Here is a 21,537-nt window from a genome sequence, read left to right as displayed (position 1 = left end):
AAGGGGACTTTGACGGTCCGGCCAGTCCCGCTCCTGCGGGGACTTCGGCGTTTATACGGGCAGGTTGGCGGTCGAGGCCGGATGATCCCCGCAGGCGCGGGGATCATCTCATGGCATCGAACGCATCAATGGAGCGGAACGGATCATCCCCGCGCCTGCGGGGGACACGAGCCGGCGAGCTCCTGACGATCGCCTTCCGTAAGCTGTTGCTCGTCTTTGAGGTCCACTCCGGAAAGGCCCAGGGCCAGGGACTTGGCAACGAGATAGTCCAGGGTCCGGGCCGCCCGATCATGGGGCAGTCCCTGGGGCCGGATGTTGGAAATGCAGTTGCGGCGCTCGTCGGTCAGCCCCGGCTTCGGGGCGTAGGTCAGGTAGACGCCGAGGCTGTCCGGCGAACTGAGTCCCGGCCGTTCGCCAATAAGCACGATGACGATCCGCGCCCCCAGGATTTGCCCGACCTCGTCACCCACGGCGACGCGTCCGCCCTCCACCAGGATGACCGGCGAGCGGCGAAGTCCCCGGGCCTCGGCCAGGGGCGAAAAGGCTGTCAGCAAGGGCACGGCCTGACGCTGGACCGCAAAGGACGAGAGCCCGTCGGCCACGACCAGGGCGAGGTCCACGGGGGCGAGGTTCGCCTGGCGCAAGGTCGTGGCGCCGGCCTCGGACAGGCGTCGTCCCAGATCCGGCCGGGCCAGATATTCCCGTCGATCCCGAACCCGGCTGGCCAGGGGCAAGGCCGCGATTCCCTCCCGCGCCAGATCGTCGAGAAACCTGGGCGTATCCAGGGGATGGTGCACGGCGTCCCGGGCCTTGGCGTGGTCCAGGGTAAAGCGCAGGTGGGCGGCCGTGGGCAGGCTGACGCCGGCCTGGCCCAGAGCCACCCGGGCGGCGGTAAATTGGCGCAACCGGTCCCAGGGGGCCGGCGTGACGATGGCGTCGGAATCGTGGTTAGGCAATGGCATGGGGAAGAGCCAACCTCATGTTCTCCCGGCTCAGGGGCCGCGGCCGCATGTCGCGGTCGAAAAGGCCCATGTCCACGAGCCACTTCTCGAACTCGGGCGCGGGGCGGAGCCCCAGGACCCGGCGCAGGTACAGGGCGTCGTGGAAGGAGGTGGTTTGGTAGTTGAGCATGATGTCGTCCGAGCCGGGAATGCCCATGATATAGGCGCAGCCGGCCGCGCCGAGCAGGGTGAGCAGCACGTCCATGTCGTCCTGGTCGGCCTCGGCGTGGTTGGTGTAGCACACGTCCACGCCCATGGGCAGGCCCAGGAGCTTGCCGCAGAAGTTGTCCTCGAGCCCGGCCCGAATGATCTGCTTGCCGTCCAGGAGGTATTCCGGGCCGATGAAGCCCACGACGGTGTTGACCAAAAACGGGGAAAAGGCCCGCGCCACGGCGTAGGCCCGGGCCTCCACGGTCTGCTGGTCCACGTCGTGGTGGGCGTTCGCCGACAGGGCCGAGCCCTGGCCCGTTTCGAAATACATGACGTTGTCCCCCACCGTTCCGCGTCCCAGGGACAGGGCCGCCTCGCGTCCCTCGGCCAGGAGGGAGAGGTTCACCCCGAAGCTGGCGTTGACGCCCTCGGTGCCGCCGATGGACTGGAACACCAGGTCCACCGGAGCGCCCTTGGCGATGGCGGCGATGGTGGTGGTCACGTGGGTGAGTACGCAGCTTTGAGTGGGGATGGCGTAGCTTTGGCGCAGTTCGTCGAGCATGACCAGAAGACGGATGACGCCCTGGAGATTGTCGGTCGCCGGATTGATGCCGATGCAGGCGTCGCCGGAGCCCAGGATCAGGCCATCGATGATCGTGGCCAGAATGCCCTTGGGGTCGTCCGTGGGATGGTTGGGCTGCAACCGGGTGGACAGGCGGCCGGGCAGGCCGATGCTGGTTCGAAACGCCGTGTTGGTCCGTGTCTTTGCCGCCGCCAGGATGAGGTCCTGGTTGCGCATGATCTTGGAGGTGGCCGCCACCATCTCGGGCGTGAGCCCAGGAGCCAGGGCCGTTAGGCTGGCCTCGTCGGCCTGATCCGAAAGCAGCCATTCGCGGAAGGTTCCAACGCTCAGGTGTTTGACCGGGGAAAAGGCGGCGGCGTCGTGGCTGTCCAGGATGAGCCGGGTGACCTCGTCGGCTTCGTAAGGAATCAGCAGCTCTTCCAGAAAGGCGGTCAACGGCACGTCGGCCAGGAGCATCTGGGCGGCCGCCCGCTCTTCGGCGCTTTGGGCGGCGATGCCGGCGAGTTGGTCGCCGGAGCGTTCGGGCGTGGCCTTGGCCAACAGTTGGCGCAGTCCGTCAAAGCTGTAGCGGCGAGGGCCGATGGTCAGGGAGTACACAGCGGTAGCCCTCTTGGGGTTTGGGTTGCGTCCCCCCGCGCACCTTTTCGGGAAGGCGCGCGGGGGGCGGTTCTAGCGGCGGTCGTTATTTCTCCTCGACGAAGACCGCCTCGAGTCCTTCCACCATATCCTCCTCTTCTTCGGCTTCCTTGGAAAAGACCCTGAAGTAGAGATAGGAAGCGGACAGAATGACGAAGAAGATGACGGCCAGGGAGAGGTTATAAATAGTCACCGCCACCAGGGCCAGCACGGCGATGGCCAGTCCCACGGCCGGGGCCACGGGGTAGAAAGGCGCCTTGAAGGGCCGGGGCATGTCCGGTTCGTTGCGGCGCAGGGCGAAGTAGGTGACCAGGGAGATGACGTAGAGGGTCAGGGCGCCGAACACCGACAGGGTGATGATGTCCCCGGTCTTGCCGGAAAGCAAGGCGATGATGCCCACCACCATGTTGGCGATCAGGGCATTGGCCGGCGTCTTGAAGCGCTTGTTCACCTTGCCGAGTATCGGGGCCATGTAGCCCACCCGGCCCATTTCCATCACAGCCCGGCCGGCGGCCAGGATGATGCCGTGGAAGGAGGCGATGAGCCCGAACAGGCCCACGAAGATGAGCATATGGTAGAGCAGGTGGCTGTCGCCCACGATGTGGCTCAGGGCCAGGGGCAGGGGGGAGTCCGAAGGCGCCGCGCCCGGGGTGGGGTAGACGATGGCTTCCCAGCCGGACACGCCCACGGAGCAGGCAAAGGTGAGCACGGCCAGGACCACCAGGGTGAGAATGGCAGAGCCGAAGCCGATGAGGATGTTGCGCTGGGGATTGACCGTTTCCTCGGCCACGTTGGCCACGCCCTCGATGGCCAGGAAGAACCAGATGGCGAAGGGAATGGCGGCGAAAGCGCCGCTTATGCCGTGGGGCAGGGCATTGGCGGTCAGGTTCTGCCAGTGGAAGCTGGGGGCGGTGACGCCGCAAAACAGCAACAGTTCGCCCACGGCCAGCACGGTGACGAACAGCTCGAACCCGGCGGCGGCCTGGACGCCGTAAATGTTCAGGGCCGTGAACACAACATAAGCGGCGATGGCGATTTCCGTGGAGGGCACATTGGGGAAGAACAGGTTGAAGTAGGCGCCGATGGCGGCGGCGATGGCCGGCGGCGCGAACACGAATTCGATGACCTGGGCGATGCCGGCCAGAGCGCCGAGTTTCCGGCCCAGTCCCCGGCTGGCGTAATCAAACGCGCCGCCGGCCTTGGGGATGGCGCAGGCCATCTCCGTGTAGCAGAAGGTGAAGGTCAGGTACATGAGGATGATAAACCCGGTGGCAATGGCCAAGCCCAGGGTGCCCCCCTGTTCCAGGCCCAGGTTCCAGCCGAAATATTCCCCGGAGATCACGTAGCCCACTCCGAGGCCCCACAGCATCCATGGCCCTAATTTTCGTTCCAGTTGCGTAGATTTTTCGCCACTCATAACTCCGACCTCCGGTAAGATAAAATGAGGGGGACGCGCCCTTCCCTCGGGGGCGGTCCCGGCCGTAAGCGCGTTGGGCATGTCAGCCCCAGCTTCGCGGAATAACTGGGACTATTTGCATGGGACATGCCAAGGAGCCGGGGCAAGGCCTTGGAGGCCCGTGAAAGGGCGGCGGCGAGGATTGGCGGCAGGAGCGTTCGGACGGCATGTAGGCCGCCAACGAAAACGCATTGTAAAAGCGTATTGTTATGATTCGCGGATTTCTTGGCCGACGCGACGGCGATTCCAGGAGCGAAATGGTTCGTCAGTTTCTGGAGGCAAAATTGGGGGAAGCTGGAATGGAGGGCTCGGACAACTCCATCAAGCCGACAGTTTTCGCATGCTATGGAACAGAATTGTTGTTTGATGAGACAATATTGTTTTGCGGATGATCGCGCCTGGCCAGCCGGTTCGCCTTTCTCCCGGTCCGGTTCACAAGAAGGGCCGCATCACGCCGCCCACCTCCCGGTCCCTTATGGTTTGAGCGCATTGGAACCCTTTGTTGAAGAAAGACGCTACGGCAGGCGCAGGATCTCCCTGACCTGGCCGTCGGTAAGTTCGCGGCCGAAAAAGCGCGCGTAGAAATCCTTCGCCTCGGCAACCAGGTCCATGTCCTTGAAGCGCTTCGGATACAGGGTCTTGCCCATCCACAGCACCGCCAGGATCTGCTCCGGCGTGAAGTGCGTGTAGCCGTGCATGCCGAAGGGAACCGCCGCCACCGCATGGCGCTTGACCGCGGAAAGCGTCGCGTAGCGCGGGTCGGAGAGCACCTCGTTGACTTCCTTTTTGTTGAAAACGAGCAGCACGTCCGGGTCCCAGGCCAAAAGCTGCTCTGGGCTGATGCGGGGATGTTCCAGGGACAGGCCGGCTGGCGCGGCGTATGTCCCGCCTGCTTTTTCAATCAGGAACCTCGCCGTGGACACCATGGGAATCATGAGTCCTGAGGCCCGGATATAGAGCGCCTTGACCCGCTTGTCCGGCGGAATGTCCGCTGTCGCCCGGGCCACGCGGTCCAGATTGGCCGCAAACGCCGCCTGCAACGCCTTGGCCCGCGCCGTCGCGCCAAGCGCATCGCCAAGATCGGCAAGGGCCCGGCTTACGGCCGTCGGTTCGCGCCAGGACAGGCAGTAGGCGGGAAAGCCCCTCGCCGACAGCATGTCGGCCGTGGCCGTCGATTCCACGAGCACCAGATCGGCGCGCAAGGCCATGAGCGCTTCGAGGTCGGGCGTCCAGGACGGCCCCATGGACGAGACCACCGGAGCCGTCGTCACCTGGGGCGCGAACACGCCTTGATACTTCCATTGCCCTCCATGGAGCCCCTGGGGCAGTCCGTTGACGATTTCGCCGCCCTTGCCCAGGGCGACCAGGAACGCGTTGAGCGAAGGCGTGCCGCCGGCCGTGACCACACGCGCGACGGCGTCGGGAATATCCACCGCGCGGCCGCAGCCGTCCGTGACCCGCCTGGCCAGGGCGGACCCCGGCCAGACGAGCGATCCCGCCAACAAAACCGTCGCGGCGAGCAAGCCGGCGCGCCCGCGCAAAGGACGGAAAGCGAGTGAGGTAATGCGCATGACGGCTCCGGACCTAAAACGTGATGGTGATGCCGCCGACCACGGTCAGCGGCGAGCCGGGGTAGTAAGTCGCCGAAGCGGTCTGCGTATCGTCCGAGGCGCTGCGGATAGTGGCCACGTAGCGTTCGTCGAAGAGGTTCAGCACGTCCAGGGTCAGCTTGCATTCCTTGTTGCGGAAGACCGGCGGCAGATCGTAGCTCAAATACAGGTCCACGATGTTGTAAGGACGGATGTAATCGTGGTTCTGCACATCGCCGTAACGCGAATCCACGTATCGGTACAGGACCGTGCCTTTGAACTTGTCATAGGTGGCCGTGGCCCCGAGCTTGCCGAGCCACAGCGGCACGTCCGGCACCTGGTTGTTTCGCACGCGCAGCGTCGTGCCGAGCGAGGAGTTGATGTTCTTGGTGAACTGGAAGTTGTTGTAGGAGCCGGAACCGAAGAGCGTCAGCCAGGACAACGCCTTCCAGGACACTTCCAGCTCGGCGCCGAAGGAGCGGGCGTCCGCGCCGGGTTGCAGGTAGCTTGCGCCGATGAGCGAATCGTAGGCCGTGACCTGCTTGTGGTGATAGTAGGCGTAAAACAATGTCGGGGCGATGGAAAAAACGCCGTTGTTGTAGCGCAGGCCGACGTCGATGTTGTCCGAGGTCTCGAGCTTGATGTCGTTCCACAGATGCTGGAGGGTGATGCCCTGGGCCAGGAAGGCGGCGGCATTGCTGTTATAGGCGCTGTAGAGGGGACCCTGGAGCGGATAGGCGTAGTTGCGGCCATACATGGCGCGCGCGGTGAGGTTGTCCGTCAGGTCGTAGCTGAGGCCGACATTGGGCAGCCAGGCGTGCTTTTCGGTGGCGTCGGTGGATTTGCTGGTTACGACGCCGGAGCTGTAGTCCCGGGCGTCGTCGTAGGAGACGTCGGGCACGCCCGAGGTGTCGTAGCTCGTGACCCGGGGCATGGAGGCGGACAGGTATTTGAGGCCGGCCGTGGCGTGGAGCTTCCCGAAGTCGCCCGAGGCCTGGATGAACGGAGCCTTGAAGAGCCGTTCGCCCACGGTGTTGAGCATCTTCCAGCCGCCAAAGGAATTGCCCCAGGTCTGCAGGGTGTAGAACCGCTGTCCGGCCACGGGAGGCGGAAAGGCCGTGATGTACTGGTACCAGAAGCCGCCCTTGAGTTTCACGGGATGCAGGTCCTGCTCGATCTGGGCCACGAAGCCCCACTGGCTTTCCCGCATTGCGTTGAGGTTGAAGCCGATCTGCTTGGCCTTGGACGGGATGGAGGTGACGTTGGTGAATCGGCGCGAGCCGCCGTCCCCGGCGTAATAGGGCTTGAAGGAGAAAAGCCCCCCGGACCAGAGGTCGGCTTCGAGTTTGCCGAAGACCGTCCACTCCTGCATGTCCTGGTAATTGTAGCCGTAATAGGCGTAATCGGTGGTGGTGTCGCCGGTTCGTTCGCCGGTGAAGTCGAAGCCCCGGTACAGCGACATGTTTTGGGTTTGGGCATAGGTCAGGGGGCGGTATTCGTCCTGGTGGAAGGCGTTGTAGATGCCGTAGGCCTCCAGGCGGACATGGCCGTAGAACAGCGGCTGGGCCAGGCCGGCCATGATGTTGGTGCGGTCGGTGTAGCCTTTGCCGCGCCATTTGTCGGTCTGGCTGTAGGAGGCGGAACCGAGGAAGCGCGTGCCGAGCAGGGGCGATTCGCCGGTGTCCAGGCGGGCGAAGCTGCGGGTGAAGCCGAAGGAGCCGTATTGCTCGGAGAACGTGGCTCCGGGGGTGTCGGCGGGTTTTCGCAGCAGCATGTCCAGGGCGCCGGCGGAGTTGCCGAAGCCGAAGCCCTTGTCCGCGGCGATGGGGCCCCGGCCCAGGCTGAGGCTGGAGACGTTTTCCATGTCCAGGAAGTTGCCCATGCTGCCGTTGCCGACGTTGATGCCGATGGGCAGGCCTTCGATGGTGCGGGACAGCCGGCCGTAGGTCGAGGCGGACTGGCCGCGGATGCGCAGGGAATTTTGATCCTGGACGAGCCCGTAGGGATCGGTGCCTTCGGCGTTGACCGAGGGCAGGAGATTGAGCGCCCGGTAGGGGTTGGTCTGTCCCGGGCCGGCGAAGGTGGTCACCGTGTCCTGGTCGAGGACCGTTTCCGTGGCCGGCTGGGACTGCTCCTCCTGCAGGGGGCCGGGGGTCTTCTTGCCGGTGACCACGGCTTCGCCCATGTCGTATTCGCTTGTCGCCCGGTCCTGCCCTTGGGCCATGCCGCACGGCAACAGGCACAGCAGGGCAAGGACGGCCGTGATAAAACGGGGGGTACGCATCACATCACTCCTCAAGGCTTCCGTGTTTCCTGACAGGCGGCGGCAGGACCCGCCACATCCCCTCCACAAAGGCCAGCTTGGCCTCGATGCCGTACATGATGGCCAGATGCTCGGGCGTAACCACGGACGCGGTCGGACCGACGTCCAGCACCCGTCCCCCCGCCAGCAACACGGCCCTGTCGGCTACGGCCAGGGCGTGCTCGGGCAGGTGGGTGGAAAAGACGCAGCTGCGCCCGCCGTCCGCCAGGGCGGCGATGCGGACGAGCAGGCGGCGCTGGTTGCCGAAATCCAGGGCGGATTCCGGTTCGTCCATGACGGCCACGTCCGCGCCCTGGATGAGCGCCCTGGCAAGCAGGGTGAGCTGGCGTTCGCCGCCGCTGATTTCGGTGTAGGGGCGGCCGGCCAGCGCCTCGAGTCCAAGCTCGGCGAGACAGTCCCGGACAAGGGCGCGGTCGGCGGCGGTGTAGGGCGCAAGGGGGCCGCGACGCGGCAACAGACCCAGCCGCGCCACTTCCTCCACGGTGTAGGGGAAGACGGGGCGGTGTTGCTGGGGCAGGTAGGCGATCCGACGGGCCAGAGCGCGCCTGGAAAGGGAGCGGATATCGCGGCCGCGAAACCGGATGGTGCCGGCTTTCGGGGCGAGCACGCCCATAAGCGCCCGCAGCAACGTGGTCTTGCCCGAGCCGTTGGGGCCGAGCAGGGCCGTGATCCCGCCTTCTTCCACGTGGAAGGATAGCTCGCGCAGCACCGTGCGTCGTCCGTGGCCCAGACGCACGTTTTCGAGGGCGAACAGGGCGTTCACGCGAAATTCCCGCGTCTGGCGCGCAGCAGCAGGACAAAGCAGGGAATGCCGCAAAGGGCCGTCAGGATACCCACTGGCGCTTCGACCGGGAAAGCGGTGCGGGCCAGGGTGTCCATGGCCAGAAGGTAGGCCGCGCCGACCAGGGCCGAGGCCGGCAGCAGCCGCGTCATGGACGGCCCGACAAGCCGTCTGGCCAGATGGGGGGCGATGAGCCCCACCCAGCCGATGACGCCGCCGACCACCACGGTGAGCGCCGAGGCCAAAGTGGCCAGGGCGATGACTCCGCCCCGCACTTGCCCGACCCGCACGCCGAGGCTTGCGGCCTCATCGTCGCCCATGGTCATGGCGTCCAGGGGCCGGGCCAGCAGCAGCAGGCCGCAAACCGCCGCGAGCATGGGGAGGCAAGCGAGCGCCGTCGTGCGGCCGTCCACCAGCGCCAGGGAGCCCATGAGGAAAAATACGATGCTCGGCAGTTGGTTGTAGGGGTCGGCCACGTATTTGACCAGGGACACCAGGGCCGAAAACAGCGCCCCGCTGATGACACCGCCAAGGACGATGGACATGACGGCCTTCTCGCCCTGGAAAAGCGACAACAGCACGGCCAGTCCGGCGGCGGCCAGCCCGAAGCCGAAGGCCAGCCCCTGAACCCCGGCCAGGGACCAGGACCACAACAGCCCCAGGGCCGCTCCGAAGGACGCGCCGGCCAGGACGCCCAGTATGCCCGGGGAAACCAGCGGATTGACGAGCAGGGCTTGATAGGCCGAGCCGGATGCGGCCAGGGCGGCCCCGGCGGCCAGGGCGGCCAATATGCGCGGGCCGCGTATGGCCCACAGCAGATTGGAGAGCGTCGCCTCTCGCCGGGGATCGAGCCCGCCCAGGGCGTATTGTCCCAGTTCCTTGGCGGAGACCGGCATTTTGCCGAGGCACAAGGACAAGGCGGCCAGGGCCAAAAGCAGGGCCGACAGGCCTCCCCAGGCCAGCAGGGGACGTACGCGCGTCACGGCCGGGTCTCGCCGCGCCCCTCCTCGAAGAGGGTTGCCGCCCGACGGCGCAGGGCGGCCAGATCGTTTTCGCGCAGCGTGTCCCAGCCGAGCCAGGCTAGGCTGGCTTCCTCGGGCAGGGGGCATGGCACGTCCGGGTGGAGGGAGGGGAAAAAGGCTCCGGAGCACACGCGTCCGACCTCCGCCCCTTCCATGTGGGCGGCGAGAGTGGCGAGTTTTTCCGGGCCGTTGCGTTTGACGAGCTGGAAAAAGGGCATGGCCACCGCCCCGTCGCGGGGCCAGACCACCGTGGCTGGCCGGCGTATGTCGGCAAGGCGGGCGAAAAAATACGGCATGACGGCCACGGCCGGGCTCTGGGGACTGCCCGTGCCGAGAAATTTGATGACCTGGGAGGGGTGCATGCCGCAGCGGACGTTGCGTCCCAAGCGGCGCACGGCGTCGTCGCCGAATTTGGCCTGGATGTGCAGCATGAGCGAGCCGCTGACCTTGTCCCCCATGCCGCAGACGGCCACGTCCCGGACGAAGGCCTCGTCCAGCAGTTTTTCCCAGGCGTCAGGCGTTTCCCGTCCCTTGGCCAGCACGGGATCGATGACGAAGACGAAGACGTTGACTCCGATGGCCCGGTAAATGCCCTGCGGATCGGCAAAGCCGTACGGAGCCAGGGCGGGGTTGACCTTTCGGCCGGGGTTGGCGGCGAAATGTTCCTTTGTGGCCCATCGCCGCATGAATGCATGGTCGAGCAGGGTGTTGTATCCGGCGGCCATGGTCAGGTCGGGCATGCGGGCGAGGTCGGTGATGGTGTCGCCTTGATTGCTGATGGACGACTCGTTTTCGGATTGCACCGTGATCCGGGCTTCGGGGGGTGTCCCACGTCCCTGGATTTCGCCGGCCTGTTTCAGGGCGATTTCCAGCGGCGCTTTCAGGGCGCAGGGGACGTTTGCCTCCACCCAAAGCGGTCTGCCCGTCGTTTCCGCCATCTCGTGCCGGGCCGCCACCAGTTCCAGAAACGCCCGCGGATCAAGGCCGCGGTGGCGCAGCAGACTTCCCAGAGTGAGATACGCGGACAAGGGGTCATTTTGTTCGTGGGAAGGTTCTTGCGTCAGTCCGGCCAGCTCCAGCAGATGGCGTCCATCGGGGTATTGCCGCAAAAAATGTTGAACAGTGAAGTCGAGAATGTCGCTTACATTTGCAGACATGTTATTTGGTACCTGATAATCGTAATTCAGTTTTGTAAAAATAAAAGGGAAAATGAGACTGTTGCGTGGAGTACAACATGATTTGACAAAAGTGCAATATTGTCACGCGAGAAAGATTTTTAGTGACGTCATATAGGGTCACGGTTGTTACTGGAATGGTGATGTCGCGTATTGCCGGCATATTGCGTATTTTGCGTGGCGTACATCTGGCCAAGGGGAGAGGGGCTGGCAGGGCGGCCGATCGGCTGGGGATGGGGGGATCACGATGCGGCTGTGCGCGCATGGTCGGCGTGGACGTGGCCTTGCTCGTGACTGTATGATGCGGTTGGCTGTGCGAACCCCAAGTGGGGAGGGATTGCCGGGGAGGTTCGCACGGTTGCGGAGGGGAATGATTTCGGTAGATTGTTTGGTGAGAGTTCTTTGCCAAGGGAAGATAGGGATACATTTTGACGTCGGTTCGCGGAGATGCGGGGGAGAACCCCGTGTTGTCCGGGTATCGGGACCGACAGTCGCCCCCCCCCCCACGCGGGGGCGTGGATTGAAACCACGATTTCAAGGTCTCCAATGATTATGGCGGCCAGTCCTCCCCCCGAACGGGAGGCGGTGACAAACCTCGCCGCGTCTCGGGCGGGGGAGAGGCATGCCGCTTAGGCGACTCCCAGAATCCAGCCCTCGATGGCCGCCGTCGCCCGCTCCGAAGCGGTCAGCGCGGGGCGGCAACACGCCGCCAAAGCGCCGTCGGCATCAGCCCGGCGCAACCATGCCGCCAGACTGTACGCGTCCTGCTGGTCCTGGGTGCGGCCTTCCCTCGGAAAGCTCCGGCTCCACAAGGCGGGATAGCATTCGGCCACGACCGATTTCCCGCTCGGAAAATCCCAGCCGTCAAACGGCCAGAAATGCACCCGGTCGCCAAGCTCGCGCCGCAGAAATCGCAGCCAGGGCAGGCCGGCGTGGGTGGACTTGGCCACCGATCCCGGCACATCGAAATGAAACACCGACTTGGCCCGGCCCGTGCGGATCTCGGACAGACGCCGCCAGCGGGCGTTGCCCGGTCGCGTCCCTTCCTTGCCATATGCGCCGTCGCGGATCTGCTGCACGGTGACCGAAGGCGCGTCGGTCGGCCAGAATGCCTGGAAATCATCCAGAAAAGCCGGCCAATCGCGCGGCGAGCCGTATCGCTCGAAGTAGGGCAGGGGAAAGGAAAACCCGTGGTCGATGCCGACAATGGTCGGGACATCCTCGCCAAGACGTTGCGTGAGCCAGACGGCCAGCTCCCGGCGCGACCAATGCTTCCGGCCATACTCCGGCGTATGCGCCTCGGTCGGCGGAGCGGTCCCTTGCGCCGTGTAGACGCGCAATCCCGCCAACCCCGTTTCCGCCGTGGCGGCCCCGGAATAATCGATGCCGATCGCCCGGCCAAAAGCGGGCCGGGGCTTCGCGGCGAGTGTTTTTTCGTGCATGGGGCTCCTTGCATTCCTGAACGGGCGGTCAAAAAAAACCTAACGCCCGGCGCTACCGGCCGCAACGGCGCTTGGACGCCGATGCGCCGCCCCGCTTGCGAAGTCTCCCGATTCTCCCTATGTCGGTAGGAAGTTGGAAAAGGAGACCCCATGGGACCCAAGCATGGTCGCATTATCGTGTGGCTGGTCGTCTGGACGCTTTTGGGCCAAGGCATCGCCCTGGCCGGCGATGCGGAAACCATCGGCCCGAAGGGCGTCTGGAAGCTGCCCGAGGCCGCCTGGACCGACTGTCTGCAAAAGGCGCAGGACGCAACCGACTGCCTGGCCCGCATCATGCGTCAGACCGGCGCGACGCCGGAAGCCCTGGCCGTAAACAAAATGCTCGACGGCGAGGGCTACATGGAAACTTTTCAGGAAATGGGACGAGTGGACGTGGCGGTGATGGTTTTTCCGTTGCGGGCCAACACCAACGCCGTGACCTACCTGGTCAACGGTTCGCCGACGCTCGTTTCGAGCGAAATCGAGCCTGCCGACCTGCCGCTTGCCGCCGACCCGACTTACGCCGCCTTGCAAAAGGCCCATCCCGAACTCATGTTCTGGCCGACCGGCGAAGGCCCGAGCGCCGTGGACACCCCGCCCGGCGGCGGCCAGGGCTTCGTCTTCACCTATCCGCTCTTAAACGGCTGCCACGCCTGCGCCGTGCTCGGCCAGGCCCTGCTGTCCCTCGATTTCGGCCCGGACGGAACCTACCACGGCCCACGGCTCCTCCGCGTGGAAGCCGCACGGTAAGCTGTTTCGCGGGCAAAGCGCGGGAGGGAAACCTTTGTCCTCCCGGCTTGCGTGCGTCCCTTCCTGAAACCATAATAGTGTGCCCGGAAGGCGGCTAATCGCTGTCCGGGCGGCAGCCTGTCCGGAGAGCCCAGGGAATGCATTACGAAATAACGGACGCGAAAGCCCAGGACCACCCGGCGATCGACGCACTGGCCGTGGAGGGCTGGCAGGTTCTCAAAAGCGGTTACGCTCCCGAAAAATGGGAAAGCCTCCTTCTGGCCATTGGTGGCATGTCAAAGCTGTCCGAAAACGGGCGGTTGATCGTTGCCAGAAATTCCGAAACCATTTTGGGCGTTGTGGCCTACCTGCCGCCCAATGCCTCTGACCCTGTCGTTTTTCCGGAAGGATGGCCTTCCATTCGCATGTTGGTGACCCGACCGGCCTATCGGAACATGGGGATCGGAAGGCGTCTCATGGAGGCTTGCATTGCGCGGGCCAAGCAGGACGGTTCCGCGTGCATCGGCCTGCATACCAGTCCGATCATGACCGTCGCATTGCCGCTCTATTTACGCATGGGATTCGTGAAGGACAGGGATTTGGAGCCCTTTGCCGGAGCGCCTTATGCGAGATATGTTCTATACTTGAGGGGAAAAGATAGAGTTTGTGGGCTGCCGCGACGTTGCAATCAGGTTCCGCTTTCCGGCTCCTTCATGCCGCTGTCCCGCTCCACTTTGACCACCCGCGTTTGGAATGCCGTATACCATTTCTCCCGGCCAAGCCGCTGCGCATTTTGGTGGTGAAGATTTTGCTTCCATCGAGTGATGGATTCGAGATCCGACCAATAGGAAACCGTGATCCCCACAGCATCCCTTGCCGATTCCACGCCGAGATAGCCGGGTTGGCCGGCCGCCAGGGCAAGCATTCTGTCCGCCATGGCGGCATACCCGTTATCGCCCTCTGTGCGGATCGAGGTGAAGATGACCGCATAATACGGCGGTGTTGGCGTATGGGCGATCAAAAGGAAGGTGTCTCCTTGGAGTGTACTGCCGGCCTGGGGAGAACCTTCCCCCAAAAAAACGGCAGGCCTTTTCCCACACCCTTTAACTGCGCTTCCAGCCCGTGACCAGGGCGATGGCCTTGATGCCTTTTTTCTCGCCGGTAAATCCCAGTCCTTCCTCGGTCGTGGCTTTCAGGTTCACGCGGGATTTGTCGAGGCTAAGAAGCGCCGCCACGTTCAGGCGGATGGCCTGGGCGTGGGGGCCGATGCGTGGAACCTGGGCGATGATGGTCAGGTCCACGTGGGTGATGGTCAGCCCCGCTTCGCGCGCCAGGAGCAGCGCCTCGCTGACGAACACCCCCGAGGCCATGTTGTCGAAGTCGGGATTGCTGTCCGGAAAAAGCTGGCCGATGTCGCCGCCGGCCACGCAGCCGAGAATGGCGTCGGTCAGCGCGTGCAGCAGCACGTCGCCGTCGGAATGGGCCAGCACCTCGGGCGCGCCGAGGATGGGATAGCCGCCGAGCTTCATGGGCCGGGCCGGCTGTTTGCCGGGATGGGCCGGGTTGGCGTAGCGGTGCACGTCGTAGCCGTAGCCGACCACGGGCACGGGCGACGGAGTGGCGTCTTCGAGCAAGGCCAGATCCTCGGGATTGGTGATTTTCCGGTTGTCCGGGTGGCCGGGCACGGTGTGGACGGGACGGCCGAGGTGCTCGACGAGGCTTGCGTCGTCGGTGACGGTGAACTCCTCGCCGGCGTGGGCGAAGGCCTGGCGCAAAAGGGCCGCGTCAAAGCCTTGCGGGGTCTGCACGGCGGCCAGCCGGCTGCGGTCAAAGGTGGCCAGCACCGTTTCTTCGCGCACTTCCTTGATGGTGTCCGTGACGGGCAGCACCGGAATGACGGCCTCGTGTCCCTCGCGAAGGGCGGTTATGACCCGGCCGACAAGCGCGGGATCGACAAAGGGCCGCGCCGCGTCGTGGACGAGCACGAAGCGGCAGTCTGAGGGCAGCGCGGCAAGGCCGTTTTGGACCGAATCCTGCCGGCGAACGCCTCCGGCCGTGGTGAGAACCGCCACGCCCGGATCATGGGCGGCGAGCAGTCCGGCCAACGCCTTTCGGGCTGCGTCCAGATCGGCCGGCGGAAACACCACCATCACGCCGGCAATGTCCGGGCAGCGGGCAAAGGTGGAAAGCGACCGCCAGTACAGCGGCTTGCCGCCAAGGCGCAGAAACTGTTTTTTGACGCCGCCCGAGGCTTCGGCGAGCCGGGTTCCCGAACCGGCGGCGAGCAGAACGGTCCAAACGGACACGGGGTATCCTCGATAATCAGGTAGAAGGTGGAAAAAAGGGGGAGCCGGCCGATAAGCCGGGTTCTGTTCCCCGGAGATTCCGGGGCGGTCGTCATTCCTCTAGGACCGCGATTGCCCGCGGCCTCAAGCAACCTACCCGAGGGCACGGCCGGGCCAGCCTTGACGCCCTCCTATTTGGTTTTGCTCCGAACGGGGCTTGCCGAGCTTGCCGCGTCACCGCGGCAACTGGTGGGCTCTTACCCCACCGTTTCACCCTTACCGGCGCAAGCGCCGGCGGTTTGCTTTCTGTGGCGCTCTCCCGGGATCGCTCCCGCTGGGGGTTACCCAGCGTCCCGCCCTGCGGAGCCCGGACTTTCCTCCCCGGGCCAAAAGGCCCGCGACGACGACCTGTCCGACTCCCCGAAATCCCATAAGACCGTTTCCGCCGCGCGTCAAAGCAATTGGGGGAATCGGCGGCCCATTCCGGTGATCTTTCCGGTCGGCGGCTTGTGTCCGCGTCACGCCGGTGCTACACGGAAACCATGGGAAATGGCACGACATTATCGGGAGGCGGCGTGATGCGGACCTGCCTTTTCATGGCTTTTGCCGTGGCGGTGGCCAGTCCGGCCCTGGCCACGGATTGGGTCTTTTTGAGCGCGCACGACGACCAGTCCGTGGAACTATATTATGACCGTCATTCCGTGCGGGTGTCCGGGAACACCGTGCGTGTTCGAGTGAAGCGGGTCTTTTCCGAGGACGAAGGCCGGGAACTGGCCGCCGAGCACGGCGACGGCGAGCCCATTGCCTACAGCGTGGAGCGCATCCTGCTCGACTGCGCCGGCAGACGCCTCAAACGCAACGCGGCGGCCTGGATCGGTGTCAGCGGAAAGCTGCTCGAACGGACCGTGGCCACGCCGGGCGTGCCCTGGCGCCCCTTGCGCCATGGGGGGTTGGGCCAGGCGCTTTGTCTGGAACTGGAATAGATGGACCAGGTTTATCCAAATACCCGTCGATTCCTGTTCGTTCGGTAGCAATACAGCGTTATACAGAGTCGTTGGAAGGGGGGCCTGGGGGGAGAAGTTTTCCGCGGAAAGGGTTCCCCCAGCCTCTTTTCGAGGGGCGTCACGAAGAGGCTCCTTGGGCAAAAAGTCCGGTCAGGGCGGCGAGCAGCATCGCCTTGCGCACGGGTTTGCGTAGGTACAAGGTATAGCCGGCGTCCAGGCAGGCGGTCTCGTCCGCGGTTTGGGCCTTGCCCGAGATCCCCACGATGGGGGTCGGGGGCAGGCCGTGCACTACCTCGTAGGCGCGGATGCGGCGCGTGGCCTCCAGACCATCCATGACCGGCATGATATTGTCCATGATGACGCAGTCGTAGGCCCCGGCGACAAACCGCTCCAAGGCCTCCCGGCCGTTTTGGGCCTCTTCCAGGACAATGGGCGCTTCTTCCAGATATAGCCGCACGATCTGCCGGTTGACGCTGGAATCGTCGACCACGAGCACCTTCCAGGGGCCGCCGGTGGGCCATGTCGTCCCGGTGGGGGCGGTTTTTGCGTCCGAAGGCGTGTTCGGCGCGTCTTCGACCCTCATATCCAGGCATGGGGCCGGCAAGGGCGCTTCGGGCAAAGCGCGTCGACCGTTACATGGACGCCTCGGTGGATGGGCATGCGTTGGCATAATCTATTTCTTATTATTTATTTATAAATAATAACGGCTTGTATTGTCGCCAAATATCGAACAACGAATGTCGAACACTTCACGGTATTTTTACTATGGGACTTTTTTCCGCCAGGTTCAATGGGATTCCGCAAAAAACAATCCCTCTGCCTGGTGACAATAGGAAAGTGCCTGTGGCAGGCTTAGGGAAACGGAAATGACGAAACTTCCGGGCTCCTGTTATGAAAAAACGCTTCCTCTTGATCGTGGCGGCATCGCTGCTGCTGGCGGTCGCCGTATCCGCCCTGGCCGCCGCCGGCGACGATGCGGGCTATGGTGGGCTTTTGATGCGTCATGTCGCGGACGGGCGCGTGGATTATGCCGGGCTGAAAACAGATGAGGCGCGACTCGACGCGGCCTTGGAGGCCATGTCCCGGGTCGATCCGGCCGCGCTCTCGCCCCAGGCGCAATTCGCCTATTATATTAATGTCTATAACGCCTGGACCCTGAAGCTGATCCTGGAGCATTACCCGGGCATTCGTTCCATCAAGGAGGCGGGGAGTTTTTTTCGTTCGCCGTGGAAACGGTCATTTGTGCGTCTGCGGGACGGGGTGGTGAGTCTCGACGACATCGAGCACGGCATCCTGCGGTCGCGTTTCCATGACCCGCGCGTGCATTTCGCCGTCAATTGCGCCTCCAAAAGCTGTCCGCCCCTGGCCGACGCGCCGTATCGCGGTGAGACGCTTGACGCCCAGCTCGACGCCGCGACCAAGGCCTTCATCAACAACCCGAAGAACACCTTTTTCAAGGATGGCGCGCTCCATGTCAGCCGCATCTTCGACTGGTACGGCGAGGATTTCGGCGGCGCGACCGGGGTGTGGACGTTCATCCGCCGTTTCGCCGATCCGGCCCTGGCCCGGGAGATGGATGCCGCGCCCCGCCATGAACTGGTCTATGACCCGTACGATTGGTCGCTCAACGGCCGATGACCATGTCTTGCGTCAGGCCCGCTGATTTGTGCTCGAAGGAGCCCGGGGAAGCGGCCACGCGATGCTGGCGATCAAGGGAAGCGACGCCCGTTGTCCTTTTGCTTTGCGCGCTGGCCGGGTTGGCGCTTTGCGGGAGGCTCGAAGCGGGGCGTGGGTGGTATGCCTTCTGGTGGCTGGCGTCCTTTGGCGGTCTGGCCTGGACGGCGGTCCGGTTTCCGGCGATGGGGCGGGGCAGGGCAACGTTTGCCCTGCTCACGTTGGGGCTGGTGTTGCGGTTCGCCTTCGTGTGGGCTTGGCCGGCCGATTCCGACGTCAACCGCTACATCGTCGAAGGCGCGCTCCAGACGGTGGGCGGCAATCCCTATTTGCTGGCTCCGGGCGACCCGGGAGCGGCGCGGCTTTTGCCCGAAGCCCTGCGCCCGGTGTTGGCCCGGGTCAACCACCCGGAGCTTTCTGCCGCCTATCCGCCCCTGGCCGAACTTTATTGCCGGCTGGTGGCCGCGATTTCCCCCACCCGGGTCGCATTTCAGACAGCGGCCGCTCTGGCGGACTGGGGGGTATGCCTGGCCGTGGCCGTCTGGGTGTGGCGCACGGGACGTCCGGCAGCGCTTTTGCTTTTGTGCGTGGCCAATCCGCTCTCGCTGGCCATGGCGGCCGGGGAGGGGCACTGCGACGCGGTCGCGGCCCTTGGCGTGGCCCTGGCCATGGGCGCATTCGCGTCCAGGCGGGACCGCGCGGGCTTTTTCCTGCTTGGCGCGGCGGCCATGGTGAAATACCCGGCCGCGCTTCTCATTCCCTTCTTTTTGCATCGAAGCAACGCCCGCCAGGCCTGGGCGGCATTGCTCCCTCTGGCTTTTTTCATGGTGTATGCCTCGGCCGGGGGCCATTACTTCACCTCCCTGGCCGCCTTCGCCGGCTACATCGCCCATGGCGGGCCGGTCGCGGCCGGGCTGCGACCACTTTTGGGGGGGCTTGCGCCGTGGGCGTCCCTGTTCCTTGGCGCGGCGACCCTGGCCGTGCTGTGGCTCTCCCTCCAGGACGACAGGCGCGGCCCCATCGCCGGGCTGACCGTCGGGCTCGCCTGCCTGCCAACGCTCTATCCCTGGTACTTTCTGCCGGTCGTGCCGCTTTTTTCGGCCCGGCCGGGCTGGGCGTACTGGTGGCTTTTGGCCGGCCAATGCCTGGTGACCACGCCTTCCTGGCTGCGGGCCGGCGGACTTGGCGGCGAGGGCTGGGCCATGGCGGCCGTCTGGCTGCCGTTTGTCGCTTTGACGGTCCTTGGCTGGCGACGCCCGCTGCTTCTGGTCGCCGACAGGCCTTTCGCGCCGGTTGCGCGGTGTTGGGTGGTGATTCCGGCCAGAAACGAGGCCGATCGGCTCGGGGCCTGCCTGACGTCCCTGGCTCCGGGGCGTGCCGCGGGAACCATCGCCGGGGTGGTGGTGGCCGACGGCGGTTCGAGCGACGCCACGGCCGCAGTGGCCGCCGCCCACGGGGCGCGGGTGGTCGCGGCGATGGGCGGCCGGGGGGGACAGATCGCGGCCGCCGTGGCTGTTTGCCCCGGCGAGGCCGTGCTGGTGGTTCACGCCGACGCGGTGTGCCGGCCGGACGTGCCGGAGCGGGTGCTTTTCGCCCTCAACCGGGACCCGCGCCTTTCGGGCGGGGCGGTGGGCATGGATTTTTCCGGCGGCGGCTTCGGGCTTTGGGGCATTGCCGCCTTAAACGCCCTGCGCGCCCGGGCCACGGGCATAAGCTTTGGCGATCAGGGGCAATTTTTCCGGCGCGAGGCCCTCGATGCCGTGGGCGGCTTTCCGGACATGGCGCTCATGGAGGATGTGGAACTGGCGCTCAAGCTGCGCGAGGCCGGCGAGACGGCCTCCCTCGGCGGCGGGCTAACGGTTTCGGCCAGACGGTGGGCCGGCCGGGGATTTGGTCCCAACCTGGTCCGGGTGCTCACGCTTTTTATCGGCTATCTCCTGGGGCGTCGTCTGGGGCTTGGCGATCCGACGGGCGTGCGCCACTTCCGGCGCTACTATGGCCGGCCGCCTCACCAGACCCCGATATAGCCCTTGGGCGCAAGGTCCCAGGTGCGGCCGTAGACGTTGACCGTCTTGGTCGGCTCGCCCTTGGCGTCGACCAGCGTGCCGCCGGCGTGCAGCCAGCCGAGCAGGCCGGCGGCCATGTTGGCCACGGGAAGGCCCTCCCTGGCCTTGGCCTCGGCCCATTGGCCGCTGCGGTAGCCGATGGTGCAGTAGGCCACCGGCCGTTTGTCGCCAAAGCGACCGGGATCGGCCAGGTACTCCTCGGCCGTGACGGCTCCGGGCAGGGTGGACACGGCCCGCTCGGTCGGCTCGCGTACGTCGATGGGCAGGAGCTTGCCCTGTCGCCACAGCGACACGGCGTCCTCGGCCGACACTTCCGGGGCGTTCGGAAAATCCTTTTTGTACTGGGCGAACAGTTCGTAGACGCGGGCCTTGCGCGCGGCGTCGTCGGCCGGCGGTCGGGAACAGGCGGCGGTCACGAACAGGGCCGCAAGCACGGCAAGCGCCGTGGCCAGCCCGGCCCGGCTTATGATCCGTTTTTGTCCGACCCGGCGTTTCGGGCCGGGGAGAGTTCCTTGATTTCCCGCCGCCCCCGGCGGCAGGTTTCGGGCAATCATGTTCCCCCCGGGCTCGCCTTGTCCCCGGTCAGACAAAACCCGACAACGCCGATGACGATGGCCGCCATGAGAACCAAATATTCCATGGTATGAGTCTACCACGCCTCGCCCCCCGCGTCGATGGGCAAGAGATGACAGCCGCGCCAAAACGATCTATCTGACGGCGACAGTTGCCATAGCCTTTTGAAGCTCTATTGGAGGACACATGCGAAAATGGAACTGGCTGCTTGCGGCCGCCCTGGTTGCCTGCGTGGCCGCGCCCGCACGGGCCGATGACGATGTGGACCGGGTGCGCAAGGTGCTAAGGGAGCACCCCGAGATCGTCCTGGAGGCCATCAAGGCCCAAGGACCGGCCGTGCTGGAAGTGATCGAAAATACGGCCAGGGCCCGGCAACGCGATCTCGAGCGCGCCCGTTTCGCCGCCGAGCTGGCCAAACCGCTGAAACCCGCGCTGGAGCCCGGCCGCGCCTCCCTCGGACCGGCCAACGCTCCGGTGACCATCGTCGAATATTCCGATTTCCTGTGCCATTTCTGCGCCCAGGCCAACGGCACGGTCAAGGCCCTGCTCAAAAAGCATCCGGACGACGTGCGCCTCGTCTTCAAGCACTTCGCCACCGGGAAAAACGACGCCCGGGCCGCCCTCTACTTCGAGGCCATCAACCTCCAGGACCCGAAGAAGGCCTGGGCCTTCATGGACAAGGCCTTCGCCGACCAGGAAGCCGTGGCCAACAAAGGTGACGAAGCCCTTTCGGCCATGGCCAAGGAACTCGGCGTGGACATGAACCGGCTGGCCAAGGACCTGACCCGCAAGGACCTTGCCGAGCGCATCAAGGCCGACGTGAAGGAAGCCCGGGGCTTCGGCTTTGCCGGCACCCCCATCTTCCTGATCAACGGCGCGGCGGTGCGTGGAGCTGTGCCGCTCGATATCCTTGAAGAATATGTGGCCGTGGCCAAGAACCCCAAGGCGGCCGCGACCCAAAAGCCCTGACGCCGCGAACCCGTCCCCGACGCGGGCGGCATCGCGGCGG

General features: G+C 65.1%; 19 protein-coding genes and 1 other RNA gene. 6 read left to right on the top strand and 14 right to left on the bottom strand.

Going from position 1 to position 21,537, the window contains the following annotated elements; genetic code table 11:
• Nucleotides 1–143: 143 nt before the first annotated feature.
• The 9 genes from eutC to DESFRDRAFT_RS05620 form a co-directional block, all read right to left on the bottom strand.
• Nucleotides 144–962, bottom strand: coding sequence for an ethanolamine ammonia-lyase subunit EutC (eutC, locus tag DESFRDRAFT_RS05660; RefSeq protein ID WP_005992011.1), 819 nt, complete (start codon nucleotides 960–962; stop codon nucleotides 144–146).
• Nucleotides 949–2,331 (bottom strand): ethanolamine ammonia-lyase subunit EutB, encoded by a 1,383-nt coding sequence (locus tag DESFRDRAFT_RS05655; RefSeq protein WP_005992009.1) that lies wholly within the window; start codon nucleotides 2,329–2,331, stop codon nucleotides 949–951. The genes eutC and DESFRDRAFT_RS05655 overlap by 14 nt, the downstream gene beginning before the upstream one ends.
• Nucleotides 2,332–2,416: 85 nt before the next feature.
• On the bottom strand, nucleotides 2,417–3,787 hold the full coding sequence (gene eat, locus DESFRDRAFT_RS05650; RefSeq protein WP_005992007.1) for an ethanolamine permease: 1,371 nt from the start codon (nucleotides 3,785–3,787) through the stop codon (nucleotides 2,417–2,419).
• Nucleotides 3,788–4,341: 554 nt separating this feature from the next.
• Complete coding sequence (locus tag DESFRDRAFT_RS05645; protein ID WP_005992005.1) at nucleotides 4,342–5,397, bottom strand: ABC transporter substrate-binding protein; 1,056 nt, start codon at nucleotides 5,395–5,397, stop codon at nucleotides 4,342–4,344.
• Between the two features lie 13 nt (nucleotides 5,398–5,410).
• Nucleotides 5,411–7,699, bottom strand: coding sequence for a TonB-dependent receptor (locus DESFRDRAFT_RS05640; protein ID WP_005992003.1), 2,289 nt, complete (start codon nucleotides 7,697–7,699; stop codon nucleotides 5,411–5,413).
• Between the two features lie 4 nt (nucleotides 7,700–7,703).
• On the bottom strand, nucleotides 7,704–8,501 hold the full coding sequence (locus DESFRDRAFT_RS05635; RefSeq protein WP_005992001.1) for an ABC transporter ATP-binding protein: 798 nt from the start codon (nucleotides 8,499–8,501) through the stop codon (nucleotides 7,704–7,706).
• A complete protein-coding gene (locus tag DESFRDRAFT_RS05630) occupies nucleotides 8,498–9,502 on the bottom strand; it encodes a FecCD family ABC transporter permease (protein WP_005991999.1) in 1,005 nt (334 codons plus the stop codon). Before DESFRDRAFT_RS05630 ends, DESFRDRAFT_RS05635 begins: the two co-directional genes overlap by 4 nt.
• Nucleotides 9,499–10,698 carry an ABC transporter substrate-binding protein gene (locus DESFRDRAFT_RS05625; RefSeq protein WP_005991997.1) on the bottom strand — a complete coding sequence of 400 codons (1,200 nt, stop codon included), beginning with the start codon at nucleotides 10,696–10,698 and terminating at the stop codon, nucleotides 9,499–9,501. Before DESFRDRAFT_RS05625 ends, DESFRDRAFT_RS05630 begins: the two co-directional genes overlap by 4 nt.
• A gap of 647 nt (nucleotides 10,699–11,345) precedes the next feature.
• Nucleotides 11,346–12,158, bottom strand: a complete 813-nt coding sequence (locus DESFRDRAFT_RS05620; protein WP_005991995.1) for a hypothetical protein — start codon at nucleotides 12,156–12,158, stop codon at nucleotides 11,346–11,348.
• Between the two features lie 150 nt (nucleotides 12,159–12,308).
• Here DESFRDRAFT_RS05620 and DESFRDRAFT_RS05615 point away from each other — a divergent pair, with 150 nt between their 5' ends.
• Together DESFRDRAFT_RS05615 and DESFRDRAFT_RS23230 are read left to right on the top strand one after the other, a co-directional pair.
• Nucleotides 12,309–12,947 (top strand): hypothetical protein, encoded by a 639-nt coding sequence (locus DESFRDRAFT_RS05615; RefSeq protein ID WP_005991993.1) that lies wholly within the window; start codon nucleotides 12,309–12,311, stop codon nucleotides 12,945–12,947.
• Between the two features lie 137 nt (nucleotides 12,948–13,084).
• A complete protein-coding gene (locus DESFRDRAFT_RS23230) occupies nucleotides 13,085–13,729 on the top strand; it encodes a GNAT family N-acetyltransferase (RefSeq protein WP_005991991.1) in 645 nt (214 codons plus the stop codon).
• Here DESFRDRAFT_RS23230 and DESFRDRAFT_RS05610 read toward each other — a convergent pair.
• The 3 genes from DESFRDRAFT_RS05610 to rnpB form a co-directional block, all read right to left on the bottom strand.
• On the bottom strand, nucleotides 13,615–13,947 hold the full coding sequence (locus tag DESFRDRAFT_RS05610; RefSeq protein WP_005991989.1) for an antibiotic biosynthesis monooxygenase family protein: 333 nt from the start codon (nucleotides 13,945–13,947) through the stop codon (nucleotides 13,615–13,617). The genes DESFRDRAFT_RS23230 and DESFRDRAFT_RS05610 overlap by 115 nt on opposite strands.
• An 82-nt stretch (nucleotides 13,948–14,029) precedes the next feature.
• Entirely contained in the window at nucleotides 14,030–15,232 is a 1,203-nt protein-coding gene (ispD, locus tag DESFRDRAFT_RS05605; protein ID WP_005991987.1) for a 2-C-methyl-D-erythritol 4-phosphate cytidylyltransferase, read from the bottom strand.
• 36 nt (nucleotides 15,233–15,268) lie between these two features.
• Nucleotides 15,269–15,631, bottom strand: an RNA gene (gene rnpB / locus DESFRDRAFT_RS20695) — RNase P RNA component class A.
• Between the two features lie 158 nt (nucleotides 15,632–15,789).
• Here rnpB and DESFRDRAFT_RS05600 point away from each other — a divergent pair.
• Entirely contained in the window at nucleotides 15,790–16,194 is a 405-nt protein-coding gene (locus tag DESFRDRAFT_RS05600) for a surface-adhesin E family protein (protein WP_005991985.1), read from the top strand.
• A 139-nt stretch (nucleotides 16,195–16,333) separates the two neighbouring features.
• Here the strand turns inward: DESFRDRAFT_RS05600 and DESFRDRAFT_RS05595 are convergent, their stop codons facing one another.
• Nucleotides 16,334–16,798, bottom strand: a complete 465-nt coding sequence (locus DESFRDRAFT_RS05595) for a response regulator (RefSeq protein WP_005991983.1) — start codon at nucleotides 16,796–16,798, stop codon at nucleotides 16,334–16,336.
• Nucleotides 16,799–17,106: 308 nt separating this feature from the next.
• Here DESFRDRAFT_RS05595 and DESFRDRAFT_RS05590 point away from each other — a divergent pair, with 308 nt between their 5' ends.
• Together DESFRDRAFT_RS05590 and DESFRDRAFT_RS20665 are read left to right on the top strand one after the other, a co-directional pair.
• On the top strand, nucleotides 17,107–17,853 hold the full coding sequence (locus tag DESFRDRAFT_RS05590) for a DUF547 domain-containing protein (protein ID WP_005991981.1): 747 nt from the start codon (nucleotides 17,107–17,109) through the stop codon (nucleotides 17,851–17,853).
• A gap of 98 nt (nucleotides 17,854–17,951) precedes the next feature.
• Complete coding sequence (locus tag DESFRDRAFT_RS20665) at nucleotides 17,952–19,916, top strand: glycosyltransferase (protein ID WP_233489563.1); 1,965 nt, start codon at nucleotides 17,952–17,954, stop codon at nucleotides 19,914–19,916.
• On the opposite strand, the gene DESFRDRAFT_RS05580 is transcribed toward DESFRDRAFT_RS20665, so the two are convergent.
• Nucleotides 19,898–20,509, bottom strand: a complete 612-nt coding sequence (locus DESFRDRAFT_RS05580) for a rhodanese-like domain-containing protein (protein WP_005991977.1) — start codon at nucleotides 20,507–20,509, stop codon at nucleotides 19,898–19,900. The genes DESFRDRAFT_RS20665 and DESFRDRAFT_RS05580 overlap by 19 nt on opposite strands.
• A gap of 205 nt (nucleotides 20,510–20,714) precedes the next feature.
• On the opposite strand from DESFRDRAFT_RS05580, the gene DESFRDRAFT_RS05575 reads away from it, so the two are divergent.
• Nucleotides 20,715–21,497, top strand: coding sequence for a DsbA family protein (locus tag DESFRDRAFT_RS05575; RefSeq protein WP_005991976.1), 783 nt, complete (start codon nucleotides 20,715–20,717; stop codon nucleotides 21,495–21,497).
• Nucleotides 21,498–21,537 lie beyond the last annotated feature (40 nt).

It is taken from the genome of Solidesulfovibrio fructosivorans JJ] (assembly GCF_000179555.1).
In the GTDB taxonomy this organism is placed as follows: Bacteria; Desulfobacterota; Desulfovibrionia; order Desulfovibrionales; family Desulfovibrionaceae; genus Solidesulfovibrio; species Solidesulfovibrio fructosivorans.
Note: the sequence above shows the minus strand (reverse complement) of the source record. Positions and strands in the feature narration are given on the sequence as shown.

What these genes read in the sequence shown, in the direction of transcription:
- eutC (WP_005992011.1), bottom strand. Translation starts at nt 962, where the DNA reads ATGCCATTGCCTAACCACGATTCCGACGCCATCGTCACGCCGGCCCCC.
- eat (WP_005992007.1), bottom strand. Translation starts at nt 3,787, where the DNA reads ATGAGTGGCGAAAAATCTACGCAACTGGAACGAAAATTAGGGCCATGG.
- DESFRDRAFT_RS05645 (WP_005992005.1), bottom strand. Translation starts at nt 5,397, where the DNA reads ATGCGCATTACCTCACTCGCTTTCCGTCCTTTGCGCGGGCGCGCCGGC.
- DESFRDRAFT_RS05640 (WP_005992003.1), bottom strand. Translation starts at nt 7,699, where the DNA reads ATGCGTACCCCCCGTTTTATCACGGCCGTCCTTGCCCTGCTGTGCCTG.
- DESFRDRAFT_RS05625 (WP_005991997.1), bottom strand. Translation starts at nt 10,698, where the DNA reads ATGTCTGCAAATGTAAGCGACATTCTCGACTTCACTGTTCAACATTTT.
- DESFRDRAFT_RS05620 (WP_005991995.1), bottom strand. Translation starts at nt 12,158, where the DNA reads ATGCACGAAAAAACACTCGCCGCGAAGCCCCGGCCCGCTTTTGGCCGG.
- DESFRDRAFT_RS05615 (WP_005991993.1), top strand. Translation starts at nt 12,309, where the DNA reads ATGGGACCCAAGCATGGTCGCATTATCGTGTGGCTGGTCGTCTGGACG.
- DESFRDRAFT_RS23230 (WP_005991991.1), top strand. Translation starts at nt 13,085, where the DNA reads ATGCATTACGAAATAACGGACGCGAAAGCCCAGGACCACCCGGCGATC.
- DESFRDRAFT_RS05600 (WP_005991985.1), top strand. Translation starts at nt 15,790, where the DNA reads ATGCGGACCTGCCTTTTCATGGCTTTTGCCGTGGCGGTGGCCAGTCCG.
- DESFRDRAFT_RS05595 (WP_005991983.1), bottom strand. Translation starts at nt 16,798, where the DNA reads ATGAGGGTCGAAGACGCGCCGAACACGCCTTCGGACGCAAAAACCGCC.
- DESFRDRAFT_RS05590 (WP_005991981.1), top strand. Translation starts at nt 17,107, where the DNA reads ATGAAAAAACGCTTCCTCTTGATCGTGGCGGCATCGCTGCTGCTGGCG.
- DESFRDRAFT_RS05580 (WP_005991977.1), bottom strand. Translation starts at nt 20,509, where the DNA reads ATGATTGCCCGAAACCTGCCGCCGGGGGCGGCGGGAAATCAAGGAACT.
- DESFRDRAFT_RS05575 (WP_005991976.1), top strand. Translation starts at nt 20,715, where the DNA reads ATGCGAAAATGGAACTGGCTGCTTGCGGCCGCCCTGGTTGCCTGCGTG.